The sequence below is a fragment of the Janthinobacterium sp. 75 genome, from assembly GCF_004365495.1.
In the GTDB taxonomy this organism is placed as follows: Bacteria; Pseudomonadota; Gammaproteobacteria; order Burkholderiales; family Burkholderiaceae_D; genus Janthinobacterium.
This window is the reverse complement of record NZ_SORD01000001.1, coordinates 1544756-1558281: the sequence shown is the minus strand read 5'-3', so window position 1 is coordinate 1558281 and position 13526 is coordinate 1544756. Positions and strand designations below refer to the sequence as shown.

General features: G+C 64.3%; 10 protein-coding genes. 4 read left to right on the top strand and 6 right to left on the bottom strand.

The window, feature by feature from the left end; all coding sequences use genetic code 11:
• Position 1: 1 nt before the first annotated feature.
• Genes C8C89_RS07145 through C8C89_RS07135 form a run of 3 tightly spaced genes read right to left on the bottom strand, consistent with a single transcriptional unit; the run spans position 2 to position 5223 of the window.
• The gene (locus C8C89_RS07145) at positions 2-2578 is read right to left on the bottom strand and encodes an EAL domain-containing protein (protein ID WP_133989219.1); all 2577 of its coding nucleotides are present in this window, start codon (positions 2576-2578) and stop codon (positions 2-4) included.
• Positions 2575-4605: an ATP-binding protein gene (locus C8C89_RS07140; RefSeq protein ID WP_133989218.1), complete on the bottom strand. Its 2031-nt coding sequence runs from the start codon at positions 4603-4605 to the stop codon at positions 2575-2577. Before C8C89_RS07140 ends, C8C89_RS07145 begins: the two co-directional genes overlap by 4 nt.
• A complete protein-coding gene (locus tag C8C89_RS07135; RefSeq protein ID WP_166674687.1) occupies positions 4606-5223 on the bottom strand; it encodes a YfiR family protein in 618 nt (205 codons plus the stop codon).
• A 223-nt stretch (positions 5224-5446) separates the two neighbouring features.
• On the opposite strand from C8C89_RS07135, the gene C8C89_RS07130 reads away from it, so the two are divergent.
• Positions 5447-5929 (top strand): CinA family protein, encoded by a 483-nt coding sequence (locus C8C89_RS07130; protein ID WP_101482912.1) that lies wholly within the window; start codon positions 5447-5449, stop codon positions 5927-5929.
• On the opposite strand, the gene C8C89_RS07125 is transcribed toward C8C89_RS07130, so the two are convergent.
• Complete coding sequence (locus C8C89_RS07125; protein WP_243857927.1) at positions 5919-7727, bottom strand: GGDEF domain-containing protein; 1809 nt, start codon at positions 7725-7727, stop codon at positions 5919-5921. The genes C8C89_RS07130 and C8C89_RS07125 overlap by 11 nt on opposite strands.
• Positions 7728-7903: 176 nt before the next feature.
• Here C8C89_RS07125 and C8C89_RS07120 point away from each other — a divergent pair, with 176 nt between their 5' ends.
• The 3 genes from C8C89_RS07120 to C8C89_RS07110 all read left to right on the top strand — a co-directional run bounded on the left by C8C89_RS07120 (position 7904) and on the right by C8C89_RS07110 (position 11897).
• A complete protein-coding gene (locus C8C89_RS07120; protein ID WP_101482913.1) occupies positions 7904-8632 on the top strand; it encodes a hypothetical protein in 729 nt (242 codons plus the stop codon).
• The gene (locus C8C89_RS07115; protein ID WP_133989216.1) at positions 8633-9004 is read left to right on the top strand and encodes a hypothetical protein; all 372 of its coding nucleotides are present in this window, start codon (positions 8633-8635) and stop codon (positions 9002-9004) included. It begins immediately after the preceding gene.
• Between the two features lie 79 nt (positions 9005-9083).
• Positions 9084-11897: a pitrilysin family protein gene (locus C8C89_RS07110; RefSeq protein WP_133989215.1), complete on the top strand. Its 2814-nt coding sequence runs from the start codon at positions 9084-9086 to the stop codon at positions 11895-11897.
• Positions 11898-11982: 85 nt separating this feature from the next.
• On the opposite strand, the gene C8C89_RS07105 is transcribed toward C8C89_RS07110, so the two are convergent.
• Positions 11983-12384 (bottom strand): DUF2809 domain-containing protein, encoded by a 402-nt coding sequence (locus C8C89_RS07105; RefSeq protein WP_133989214.1) that lies wholly within the window; start codon positions 12382-12384, stop codon positions 11983-11985.
• Positions 12385-12527: 143 nt separating this feature from the next.
• Positions 12528-13460, bottom strand: a complete 933-nt coding sequence (gene cysK / locus C8C89_RS07100) for a cysteine synthase A (protein ID WP_101482917.1) — start codon at positions 13458-13460, stop codon at positions 12528-12530.
• Positions 13461-13526 lie beyond the last annotated feature (66 nt).

Sequence of the window (13526 nt, the reverse complement as noted above, 5' to 3'; positions counted from 1 at the left end):
GCTAGCGCACCGCCAAGCGCGCCAGTCCCGGCTGGTTCACCATCCAGTAGTGCTGGAAGGCCAGGCGGATGTTGTCGCGCAGCTGTGTGTCATCCCACGGTTTCGTATAAAAACGGTAGATGGCGCCCCGGTTGATCGAGTCGAGCACGGCTTCCAGGCCCGTGTAGCCGGACAGGATGATGCGGATGGTTTCCGGGTACAGTTCCTTCACCTTGCTGAGGAACTCCGTGCCACTCATGCTGGGCATGCGCTGGTCGCAGACGATCACGTGAACGCGGTGCAGGGCCAGCATTTCAAACCCTTCGGCCGGCGTGCTGGCCGTGAGGATCTGGTAGCCTTCGGGACGGAACAGGCGGTGCAGCGACGACAGCACGTTGACGTCGTCGTCGACGATGAGCAGGGTCTGCGCCGGCTGGGCGGCCGGGTCGTGGCCGGGCGGCAGGCCGGCGCCGGCGACGATCATCTGCCCCAGTTCCAGCGCCGGCAGGGCGCGGCTGAAATAAAAGCCCTGGATCTCGTCGCAGCGGTTGCGCCGCAGGTATTCGAGCTGCGGGCGCGACTCCACGCCCTCGGCCACCACGCTCAGTTTCAGGCTGTGCGCCATGCTGACGATGGCCAGCGCGATGGCCGCGTCGTTGGGGTTGCTGGTGATGTTGCGCACGAAGGCAATGTCGATTTTCAGCTTGTCGATGGGGAAGCGCTGCAAATACGCCAGGCTGGAGTAACCGGTGCCGAAATCGTCGATGGCCACTTTCACGCCGATTTTCTTCAACTTGCCCAGCACGACGATGGTGCGCTCGGCGTTCGACATCAGCGCCGTTTCTGTCAGTTCCAGTTCCAGCAGTTCCGGCGCCACATTGTGCTGCTCCAGCGCGCGCGTCACCTCGCCTTCCAGGTCGCCTTCGGCAAACTGGCGGCTCGACACGTTCACTGCCACATGCACGGGCCCCACTTCGCTGTCGCGCCACTCGGCGATCTGGCGGCAGGCAGCCTGGATCACCCAGGCGCCCACCCGCACGATCAGGCCCGTGTCTTCCAGCACGGGCACGAATTCGGCCGGCGCCACCAGGCCGTAGCCGGGGCGGCGCCAGCGCAGCAGCGCTTCCACGCCGCTGATGCGGCCCGTGCGCAAATCCACCTTGGGCTGGTAGTACAGGATGAATTGCTCGTGTTCCAGCGCATGGCGCAGCGCCAGTTCCAGGTCCAGGCGCGCCAGCACCTGCACGTTCATGCCAGCCGTGAAAAAGCGGTAACCGTCGCGCCCCGCCTGCTTGGCGCCGCCCATGGCCGTATTCGCGTACTTAATGAGCGTTTCCGGGTCGGTGGCGTCGTCCGGATACATGGCGATGCCGATGCTGGCCGTCAGGGTGGCCGCGTGGCCGCGCAAGTCGAACGGCGCGCGCAAGGCTTCGCGCACCTGGTTGGCCACCGCCACGGCTTCCTGCTGGTTGCGGCTCATGGTGAGTATCAGCGCGAATTCGTCGTTGCCCAGGCGCCCCACCGTGTCGCGCAGGCGCACGCATTCGACCAGGCGGTTGCTGAACTGGCGCAGCAATTCGTCGCCCAGCGCTGCGCCCAGGGTGTCGTTGATGCTTTTGAAGCGGTCCAGCGCGATGAACAGCACCACGATGCGCCAGCTTTTTTCCTGCGCCAGTTCGACGGCCTGGGCCAGGGTCTGGTAAAACAGGCTGCGGTTCGGCAGCCCCGTCAAGCCATCATAGTGGGCCAGGTGCTTCAGGCGCTCCTGCGCCTGGCGCCGCTCGCTGATGTCGCGCGCCACGGCGATCAGCAGCAGGCCGCCCGCACCCTGCCCACCCGCCACCGGCGCTTGTGCATACCAGTGCCAGCCCAGTTCCACGGGCACCAGGCTCAGGTCGCGCCGCACCAGTTCGCACTCCGTCACTTCCGTGGCCAGGTGGGCCTGGCCGCCCGGCAGCGCGGCCAGGGGCGGGGCCGGCGGCGATGGCAGCAAGGTGCCGGGCGCCAGCGCCAGCAGTTCGGTGCGCGCATAGCCGAGCAGGCGGCACGCGCCGTCGTTGACGTCGACCAGGGTCATGCCCAGCACATCGACGAGGAAGATGGCGTCGGTGGTGGCGTCCATGGCGCCGCGAAAGCGCTGCAGTTCGGCCGTGCGCTGGCCCACCGTGCGTTCGAGCAGCGTGTTGTAGTGTCGCGCGGCGCGGTGCAGCAGCCGCACTTCAAGCATGTTGCGTATGCGCGTGAGCACTTCGAGCGCGTCGAAGGGCTTGCTGATGAAGTCGCGCGCGCCCGCTTCCAGCGCGGCCAGCTTGGCGTCCGGGTCGGCGGCGATCACCAGCACGGGTAAATAGCCTTCCAGCTCCAGCGGGCGCAGCGCGTCCATCACGGCATAGCCGCTCATGCTGGGCATCACCAGGTCCAGGATGATCAGGTCAAACTGATGGCGCTGGTGCAGGCTGGCCACGGCACGCGCATCGAGAGTGCTGGAGATGGCCGTGTAGCCGCCGCCGCCCAGCAAATGCTCGAGCAGGCGCAAATTGACTTCCTGGTCGTCGACGATAAGAATTTTCGCCGCATAGATATCGGCCTGGCTGATCATGGCGCGCCTGTTCCCTTCTGCCGGCGCTGCTGCGCCACATAGGCCAGGGTACTGTTGATCGCCTCGGTAAATTCATCGAGGTTGATCGGCTTGGTCAGGTAGCGGTAAAAGCCCAGCGCCATGCTGCGCTCCACATCGCCCGGCATGGCATTGGCCGTCAGGGCGATGACGGGAATGTGCGCCGTGCGCGGATCGGCGCGCAAGAGTTTCAGCGCATCCGTGCCATTCACATGGGGCAGGTTGATGTCCATCAGGATCAACTGCGGCAAATGCGTGCGCGCCATCTCCACGCCCAGGCGGCCATCCGTTGCCGTCAGCAGCTGCAATTGGGGGCAGTAGCGCACGATTTCCTCGACCAGGGTCAGGTTGGCGGGATTGTCCTCCACATACAGCAAGGTGACGGGGGCGCTATTGTCGAGCAGCGCGCCGGCCAGGTCCGGCCGCGGCAAGGCCGGTGCGCTCGGGACGGGCACGGCATCGACCACGCGCAGTTCGATCCAGAATGTGCTGCCTTCGCCGGGCGCACTCGTCACGCCGATACTGCCATCCATCAATTCCACCAGGCGCTTGGTCACCACCAGGCCGATGCCGCTGCCTTCTTCCGTGCCGCCCTCCTGCCCCAGCCGGTTGAAGGGCTGGAACAGCAGCGCCACCTGTTCGGCATCGAGTCCCACGCCCGTATCGCGCACGCTGATGCGCACGCGTCCGCCGAACTGCGGTGCGCAATCGATGGCCACCTGCCCCTGTTCCCGGTTGTACTTGAGCGCATTCGACAGCAGGTTCAACAGAATTTGCTTGAGGCGCGTGCGGTCGGCCAGCACGTTGAGGGGACAGGCGTCGGGGAAAGCCATGCCGATGCCGCGCTGGCTGGCCAGCGGCGCGATCATGTCGCGGCATTCCTGCAAGATGGCGTCCAGGCCCACGGGTTCAAGCGACAGGCTGACCGTGCCCGACTCCACCTTTGCCAGGTCGAGGATTTCATTGATCAGGGTCAGCAAGTGGCGCCCCGATTTCAGGATATGGCCGGCGAACTCCTTCTTTTGTTCGAGGGTCGACGGCAGGCGGTCGGAACTGAGGATTTGCGCAAAACCCAGGATGGCGTTCAGTGGCGTGCGCAATTCATGGCTCATCGACGACAGGAACGCCGACTTCGCATAGTTGGCGCTGCGCGCCTCTTCCATCGCCATGGCCAGCTCGCCATTCGTCATTTCCAGCTGCATCGTGCGCTCGTGCACGCGCACTTCCAGTTCCTGGTTCAGGCGCATGACTTCCTGCTGCGCGTGGGTGCGCTGCTCGCCTTCGCGCGCCAGCTCGCCGTTCGAGCGCTCCAGCGCGTGCGTGCGCAGCTCGATCTCGGCCAGCATCTTGTTGAAGGAATCGACCAGCTGCGCCACTTCGTCGACGCTGAGCTTGCGCGCGCGGCGCGAGTAGTCGCCCGTCTCGATCACTTCGCGCGCCACGTCGGCGATATCGAGGATGGGCTGCGTGATGACGAAATCGAGGCGGCGCAGCAGCAGCAAGGCCACCAGCAGCGCCAGCACCGTCACGCTCAGCGCGATAGCCAGGTAGTCGGCCGCGCGGCCGGCAAGCTCGTAATCGGCGCGCAGATACACGGTGCCCAGCAATTCGCCATTGTCGACGATGGGCTTGAACAGTTCCACCGAGCTGCCCTGGATGCTTACACCTTCCTTGCCCACCTTCGCCGGCAGCTCGCCCACATGCGCATTTGCGCGATAGCTGGCAAACAGGCTGCCATCGGCCTTGTACAGGGCGCCGGCCGTCACGCGCGGGCGGATGCGCATCAGGTTGAGGTTTTCCAGCGCCAGGCGTTCGTCGTCGAAGGCCAGCGCGGCCGAGCTCATATGCCCCAGCAGCTCTGCCTGGGTACTGATATCGGCTACCAGGTTGCGGTGGTAGGCGCGCAAGTCGTAGACGACGATGGTGCCCAGCGAAATGACGAGCGCCACCAGCGTGGTCAGCAAGACCACCGACATCAGCTTGTGGCGGATGGAACGCAGTCTGATCATCTAGGCCCCCCCCGTCTGCACGCGGTAAGCGGCCAGCAGCATGCGCGCGCTGATGCGGATATGCGCCTGCGCCACGGGCTTCAGGGCCACGTCGAAGCGCACCTTGTCCTCGGCCATCACAAAATTGATCATGCTGCCCATCGCGTAGACCTCATCCGAATCGGATACCGTCAGCAACGCCAGGCCACGGCTGGCGGCCAGCATCTCCTGCAGCGCCGTTTTATCCAACGCGCCCAGGTACAGCACGTGCAGCCCGGCCAGCGCTTCGCCGCGGCGCACTTTTTTTACCTGCACGGCGCGGCCGTTGACGCTGTGCCCGGCCACGCTCTGTTCGAGCTGTTCGGCCAGCGCATCAGCGCCAGCCACGCCGATCACCAGGGGAGAGTCTGGCCGGACAAAGCTGCCGTCTGGCCACTCGACATAGCCGGCAAACTTGTACAGATACCCGGCCTTGACCTGGCGTTCCAGCTCCCCCGGCACCTGCGCCCGCGCATCGGCGCACAGCACGCCCAGGAGCAGCAATAGCCAGCCCAAGCGGAGGGAGCGGCGGCCGGCGCCGCGCACGGGGCGGCGCAGGGGGCCAGGATGACGCCACCAGGACCAGTTCAAAATTGCCATGACAACCGAGTAAAGAGAATGCATACGAAGGCGCGGCACCATGCCGCTTGCCGGTTCGAGCGATGCGCACCAGGGTGGCGCAGCGACAGAGCGCCTGCCGGCCCGAAGTGGTAGCAAATGTATAAAAGAGTGTACGCATTTTCGCTGTTACCGGGGAAAGTTTCTTTTGCCGTTGACCATGCTACAGTCTTGCCACCATTTTCACCGCATGCAGGAGTCATCCATGAGCAAGGAACACATCCCCCTCTCCACCGCCGTCGGCCTGGCCTTGCAGGCAAAGGGCCTGCTGCTGGCCACGGCCGAATCGTGTACGGGCGGCGGCGTGGCGCAGGCCGTCACCGACATCAGCGGGTCGAGCGCCTGGTTCGAACGGGGCTTCGTCACCTATTCCAACGGGGCCAAAAGCAGCATGCTGGGCGTGCCCGCCGAGCTGATCGCCGCACATGGCGCCGTCAGCGAGGAAGTGGCCGCCGCCATGGCGCAAGGTACCCTGGCCCACAGCGAGGCCCAGGTGGCCGTCTCGACCACGGGCATTGCAGGCCCCACGGGCGGCGTGCCCGGCAAGCCCGTTGGCACGGTCTGCTTCGGCTGGGCCATGGACGGGCGTGTGCAGACGCAGCGACTGGTGTTTGCGGGCGATCGCCAGGCCGTGCGCGAGCAGGCGGTGGCGCACGCCCTGCGCGAACTGCTGCGTTTTATCCAGTAGCGTCGGCGATGCAGGCACGGTCGCGGCCCGCCTGCTTGGCCGCGTACAGGGCGCTGTCGGCACGCATCAGCAATTCGTGGCGGCCGGCGCCGTGGCGCGGGTATTCGGCGATGCCGGCCGAAAAGGTGCAGCCGGTCAGGCTGTGCGGCGCCTGCTGGATCAGCAACTGACGGTAGCGCGCAGCGATATCGTCGATCTTGTGCGCCGCGATGGTGCTGTCGGCTTCGCGCAACAGCAGGCAGAATTCCTCGCCGCCATAACGGCACAGCATGTCGCTGCCGCGCAGCTGGCTTTCCACCAGGCGCGCGAACTGGATCAGCACTTCATCGCCAAAATTATGCCCGTAGGTATCGTTGACGCGCTTGAAGAAATCCAGATCGATGATGGCGATGGCCACGGGCGCATCCGCATCGGCTTCGTGCAAGATGGCATTGAGGCAGGTTTCAAAATGGCGGCGGTTGTACAGGCCCGTCAGGTGGTCGCGCATGGCCTGCTCCTTCAGGCTGTCCTGCAGGGAATTGACATGCAGGATCTGGTGCGCCAGTTCGCGGTTCAGGTGCTCAAGCTTGGCGTTTTCCGTCTCGCGCGCCGCCTGCAGGTCCAGCGCCTTGTCGCGCTCGGCTTTCAGGCTGTGCATTTCCTTTTCCAGGTTGCGCATCAGGCTGCGCGAGGCGCGCGCCGACCTGCTGCCGGCCTCGTAGGCGGCCTGGTATTGCTGCAGGAAACCATACGCGGCTTCCCATTCGCCCAGCTGGGCATTGATGTCGGCCAGTCCCCGCAAGATCTGCTGCTGGTGGAATGGATTGCGCGTCCAGCTCAGCAGGCTGTGCGCCTGCGTCAGGGACGCCAAGGCATGTGCCGTCTGGCCCGCGTGCAGGTCCAGCTTGCCGCGCACCAGCCACGCATGCATCTGCTCTTCCAGGTCCTGGCCCCGGCGCGCGTATTCTTCGGCCCGCAACAGCAGTTGCAAGGCGCTATCGGGCTGTTGCAGCAGGATGGCAGCGTGGGCGGCGATGCAAAACAAGAAGGCGCGCACGGCCAGGTCTTCTTCCGGCCACTCGTAAAACGGTTCCACCAGCGCCAGCGCTTCGGTCGGTTTGCCCGTGGCCAGCAGGCACATGGCCAGATTGGCCGAGACGATGGTTTGCTGGTATTTGAGCTTTTGCGTACCGATGATGTCGAGCGCCTCGACCAGCAGGGGAATGGCATCTTCATCGTTGCCCAGGTCATGCTGCGACGACGCCAGGTTCGACAGGCTGTTGACCCGGTGCGCAGGGCTGCCGAAGCGCTCGGCGATGTCCAGTGCCAGCAAAAAATTGCGCGGGCCGTCCTGCGTATCGCCACGGTTCAGGGCATCGACGCCCAGGCGCGCGTAGAGCATGAACTTGTGCAGCGAGTCGGGTATCTGCGCGGCCAGGCTGCGCGCTTGCAGGAAATGCTGCTCGGCATCGGCAAAGTCGCCGCGCCGGCTCGCATACGCGCCCTGCAGGGCCGCCACTTCCATGCCCCCTTCCAGGTCGCCGCTATGCTGGAAATACCCGCCCAGGCGCTCGCACGACGGCTCAGCCTCGCCCGCGTAATACGCCAGCCAGCAATGATTGAGTTCCGCATACGCGCCGCCGCGCGCATACTGTTGCCGTTGCGCCGCCGTCAGCGCCATCTGCGCCAGCCGGCGTGCCTGGCGGCGGTTGCCAACCAGGCAAGACAGGGCTTGCTGATTCAGACGGTCAATATCGGCTTTATCGAGACTGGAGATCGGCACTGCGTCCTCGTTCACACTCTGGGGTGGATTTTTCACACAAAACTTGCTCTGTATCAATGGTATCCTGATTAACATCATAACCAGATTCGCTGTTCCGCATGGCATATTTGCAAAGGATTGTGGTAAAAATGCCATTCGTGGCCTCGCCGGGCGCGCGCGCCGCCGTCACGGATCTTTGATTGTCACTGACGCAACAACTTGGAGTAGTCGCAATGCAAAACACGGTACATTTCATCCTGCAGGGCAAGGGCGGCATCGGCAAGACCCTCGTTTCTACCCTGCTGGCCCAATGGATAGGCGGCAAGGACGACACGCCCTTGCGCTGCTATGACACTGATCAGGAAAACGCCACGTTCTCGCGCTACAAGGCAATGAACGTCAAGCATGTGCCCGTGATGACGGATGCGCGCAACATCGACCCGAAACGCTTTGACGCGCTGATGATCGATATCCTCGACACAGACGGCAACTGCGTGGTCGACAATGGCGCGAACACATTTTCGCCGCTGATGGGCTACCTGTTGGAAAACGACTGTTTTTCGCTGCTGGAAGAATCGGGCCGCAAGGTGTATATCCACACCATCGTCGGCGGCGGCGATACCCTGCACGACACGGCCACGGGTTTTGTCGCCACGGCGCAAGCGACGAAAGTGCCGCTGGTGCTGTGGCAAAACGAACACTTCGGCCTGCTGCAATCGGCGTCCGGCAAGCAGTTTGTCGAATCGCAGTCGTATGCCGACAACCGCGCTCGCGTCAAGGGCAGCATCACCTTGAGCCAACGCAATCCCGACACCTTCGGCGCGGATGTCAAGAAAATGAACACGGCACGCCTGACGATGCAGGAAGTGCTGCAGAACGACAAGTTCAACATCATGGAAAAACAGCGCATCAAGGTCGTCTACCGCGACATCTTCGAACAACTCGACAAGGTGCAATGGTAGATGGACCAGCACAAACTGCGCAGTCACGTGTTCGACAAGACGGGCATCAAGATCGACGTTGACGACCCGATATTCGCCCTGGTGGCGCTGAACGAAGCGGTGCTGGCGGAAACCGTCGAGCGCCAGCTGGCCCTGCTGGACGCCGCCACGCAAGCGCTGGCGGCGCAGGCACGCTCGGCGGGCGGCTTGCCGGCACTGCCGGCGGCAGCCATGGCCCAGCCAGCGCCGAAAGCGCCCGTACCCGCGCCATCGCCGGCCGGGCCGGCCGGCTTCACACCGCGCGAATGGCGAATGCTGGGCGCGGCCGCCATCGTCTCGCTCGCCTGCGCGCTGCTGGTGCTGGGCGGCGCGGCCCTGCTGTATAAACTGTAGCACCGACCGTTGCACCATCGCGCTGCGCCAGCCACGAGCGAGCCGCAGCATCTTCCCCCACCCTAGCCTGGAAGCATGCATGAAACCGATCAAACTGTTGGCCATTCCCGCCCTGATGCTGTCGCTGTACGGCGCCCCGCTCACCCTCGCCCACGCCGCCGGTGCGGCCGCCGCGACGGCAGCCACGGCCGTGCCAGATGTTGCCTACGAAAAATACACGCTGCCGAATGGCCTCGACGTGATCCTGGTGGAAGACCATAAATTGCCCGTCACGGCCGTCAATGTCTGGTATCACGTGGGTCCCGCGAATGAAGCGCCGGGGCTGACGGGTTTTGCGCATTTGTTCGAGCACATGATGTTTGCCGCCACCAAGCACGTGCCGCGCGGCATGGCCGACCAGTTGCTGGAAGGCGCGGGCGCCACCGATTCGAACGGCAGCACGGATTTCGACCGTACCAATTATTTCGACACGGTGCCGTCGAACCAACTGGAACTGGCACTGTGGGCCCATTCCGACCGCATGGGCTATCTGCTGGACGTACTCGACCAGACGGCGCTGACAAACCAGCAGGACGTGGTGCGCAACGAACGCCGACAGAGCGTGGAAAATGCGCCCTATGGCATCGTGCAGGAAGCCCTGTACCACCAGCTGTTCCCGAAAACCCACCCGTATTACGCCAGCGTCATCGGTTCGCATGCGGATATCCAGAATGCCAAACTGGCCGACATCAAGGAATTCTTTACCAAATACTATGGTCCCAACAACGCCAGCCTGGTGATCGCCGGCGACATCGACAAGGCGAAGACCAAGGAACTGGTCAACAAATACTTTGGCAGCTTCAAGAGCGGCCCCGCCGTGGCCAAGCCCGATGTCGTGACGCCGCCCATCGCGCAGGAACGCAGAGTCGTGGTGCAGGACCGGGTCGAGTTGCCGCGCGTCTTCATGGCCTGGCTGACGCCGTCCGCCTACGCCAAGGATGACGCGGAACTGTCGATGGCCGCGCAAATCCTGGCCGGCGGCAAGTCCAGCCGCCTGTACAAATCCCTGGTGTACGACAAGCAGATAGCGCAGGACGTGGGCGCCAACCAGAGTTCGAACGCCCTCACCTCCGTGTTTACCATCGACGTGACGGCCCGTCCCGGCCACCAGCCCGAGGAAATCGAGCAAGCCATGCAGGCGGAGCTGGAGCAGTTGCGTGCCAAGGGCCCCACCGAGAAGGAAATCGAGCGGGCCCGCAACAGCATCGAGACCGCCATGCTGAGCCAGGTGGAAAAAGTGGGTGGCAACGCCAACATGATGAACCAGTACAACCAGTACCTGGGCGACCCCGGCTACCTGGGCAAGGATATCGAACGCTACCGCCAGGTGACGGCGGCCGGCGTAAAGCGCGCCGTCGACACCTACCTGAAAAACCAGGCGCGCGTGGTCGTGTATGGCGTGCCGGGCACGCCGGACCTGGGCGCGGAAGTGCCGACACCGGCGCCGGGCAAGGTCAAGCCTGCGCCAGGCACGGCCATCAATGCGGACGAGCCGTGGCGCAGTGCCGTGCCGAAGGCCGGTCCGGCGCCGAAGATCGTGCTGCCGCAAGCGACGTCCTTCACCCTGAGCAATGGCTTGACGGTGATCCACAATTACAACCCGGCCGTGCCGCTGGTGGCGAGCCAGCTGGTGGTGAAAAGCGGTTCGGGCGCCAATCCGCTGGCGCAGCCGGGCTTGGCGGGCTTTACGGCGCAATTGCTGCAGGAAGGCACGGCCACGCGCAGCGCGCCGCAAATTGCCGACGACGTGGCGCAACTGGGTGCTTTTCTGGGCACGGGTTCCGGCGCGGACGCCTCGTTCGCCCAGCTGACCTCGCTGAAAACTACCTTCCCGCAAGCGCTCGACGTGCTGGCCGACGTGGTGCAGCACCCGCAATTCCCCTCGGCCGAGGTGGAACGCCAGCGCGCGAGCCGCATCGGCGAACTGGCGCAGCAGCGCGAAAACGCGGGGGCCGTGGCGGCCCGCGTGGAAGCGACGGCCCTGTATGGTCCGCAACATCCGTACGGCACCATCCAGCTGGGCACGGAAGCGGCCCTGAAGGCCACCAGCCGCGCCGACCTGCAGGCGTTCTGGCAGCAGCACTATGTACCCAACAATGCGGCCCTGATCGTCTCGGGCGATATCGGTGCCGCGGAATTGAAGGCCTTGGCCGAAGCCAAGTTCGGCAGCTGGAAGGCTGGCACGGTGGCGCCGTCCGTGACAGCGGCGCCGGCCACGACGAAAGCCAGGCTGATCCTGGTCGACAAGCCCGGCGCGCCGCAGACGGCCGTGCGCCTGTCGACCATCGCCGTGGCCCGCACGACGCCCGACTATGCGCCGCTGCAAGTGATGAATGCGGCGCTGGGCGGCTTGTTTACGAGCCGGCTGAGCAATAACTTGCGCGAAGAGAAGGGCTACACGTATGGCGTGCGCTCGCAATTCCAGTACCGTAGCCAGCCGGGACCGTTCTCCATCGCGGCAGGGGTACGCACCGACGTGACGGGTCCGGCCGTGTCGGAAACCTTCAAGGAAATCCGCGCCATGATCGCCAAGCCGTTAACGGCCAAGGAATTGTCGAATGCGCGCAATTCGCAGGTGCTGTCGCTGCCGGGCCAGTTCGAGACGAATGCCAGCATCAGTGCCAGCATGGCCAATGTGTATATCTACGGCCTGGGCCTGGACTACTACGCGACCCTGCCGCAGCGCTTTGCGGGCGTGACGGACAAGCAGGTGCAGCAGATGGCGAAGAAATACCTGCAGCCGGAAAAGCTGATCGTCATCGGCGTGGGCGACAAGGCGAAGATCGCCCCGCAATTGAGCAAACTCAAACTGGCACCCGTGGAATTGCGCGACGCGGAGGGTAACGTCAAGTGATACTGAGGGGGCTAGTCCTGTCAGGGGAACGTGTCCCAATGGGACGCATTGCGATTCCGAAGGAACTGGCCCCACATATCAAAGCTCAGCGGCGCTTGAACAGCGCCAGCTTGTCGATGAACGCCGCCACGGCCACGCCGGTCGTGTAGGCGATCAAGTCGGCCCAGCCGAAGGTGGAACCCAGTACCAGGTGACCCAGGGGATGCGCGCGCAGCTCGACGATCCATGGCGCCTGGACCAACTGGCCACATTCAACGGCAAAGCAGATCAGCAGCGAAGTCAGCGCCAGCTGCCACGTGCGCATGCGCGTGGCGATCGCGCCCAGGGCAAAGACGATCATCATGGCCCACAGGGCGTCGCCCGGATATTTGCCGAGCGCGGCGGGAAGGAATTGGGGATAAGCGCGCGAGGCCAGGCCCAGCGCGATGACAGCCACGGTTGCGCCCACCTGCAGCAGGCGGCGGCGTTCAGGTTTTACCAGGAACATATTTCCATTCAAAGACACAATTCGGGCCGAACCATTGCGGCCCGTCCGATATTGTACTGCGCCTGCCGTGCCAGCCTGGCGCATATTTCGCCATGGCAAGTTCAACCGGCACCCTTGCGCTGCACCGCCGGGCGGGACAACGCTCAGTCGCCCAGGCCCGCGTACAAGGCCGTGCTCAGGTAGCGCTCGCCAAACGACGGGATGATGGTGACGATGGTCTTGCCCGCGTTTTCCGGACGCTGCGCCACTTGCAGGGCAGCCCACAGGGCGGCGCCCGACGAGATGCCGACCAGCAAGCCTTCATCGCTGGCGGCCAGACGCGCCGTGGCGAAGGCATCGTCGTTCTTGACGCACATGATTTCGTCGTAGATGGCCGTGTTGAGTATCTGCGGCACGAAACCGGCGCCGATGCCCTGGATTGGGTGCGGCCCTTTCGTGCCTTTCGACAGCATCGGCGACGCTTCCGGTTCCACGGCAATCACTTGCAGACCAGGCTTGCGTTCCTTCAGCACCTCGCCGATGCCGGTGATCGTGCCGCCCGTGCCCACGCCGGCGACGACGATATCGACTTGACCATCCGTGTCGCGCCAGATTTCCTCGGCCGTGGTGGCGCGGTGGATGGCGGGATTGGCGGGATTGTTGAATTGCTGCAGCATCAGGTAGCGCGGATCGGCCGCGACCATTTCCTCGGCCTTGCGGATGGCGCCCAGCATGCCTTCGCTGCCGGGCGTGAGCACCAGTTCGGCGCCATAGGCGCGCAGCAGGATGCGCCGCTCGCGGCTCATGGTGTCGGGCATGACGAGGGTGCAGCGGTAGCCGCGTGCGGCGCACACCATGGCCAGCGCGATGCCCGTATTGCCGCTGGTAGGCTCGACGATGACGGTATCGGAATGGATCTTGCCCGCCGCTTCAGCAGCGACGATCATGGACAGGCCGATGCGGTCCTTGACGCTGTGGGCGGGATTGTAGAATTCGAGTTTGGCCAGGATGGTGGCCACGCTGCCGGCGGCGATGCGGTTGATGCGCACCAGGGGGGTGTTGCCGATCAGTTCAGTGACGTCGTTGGCGATGTTCATGGAAGCAATCTCCGCTATTTCAAGAAACCCCAGTCTACCGCGTTTCAGAGCGCTGATGGCAGCAGC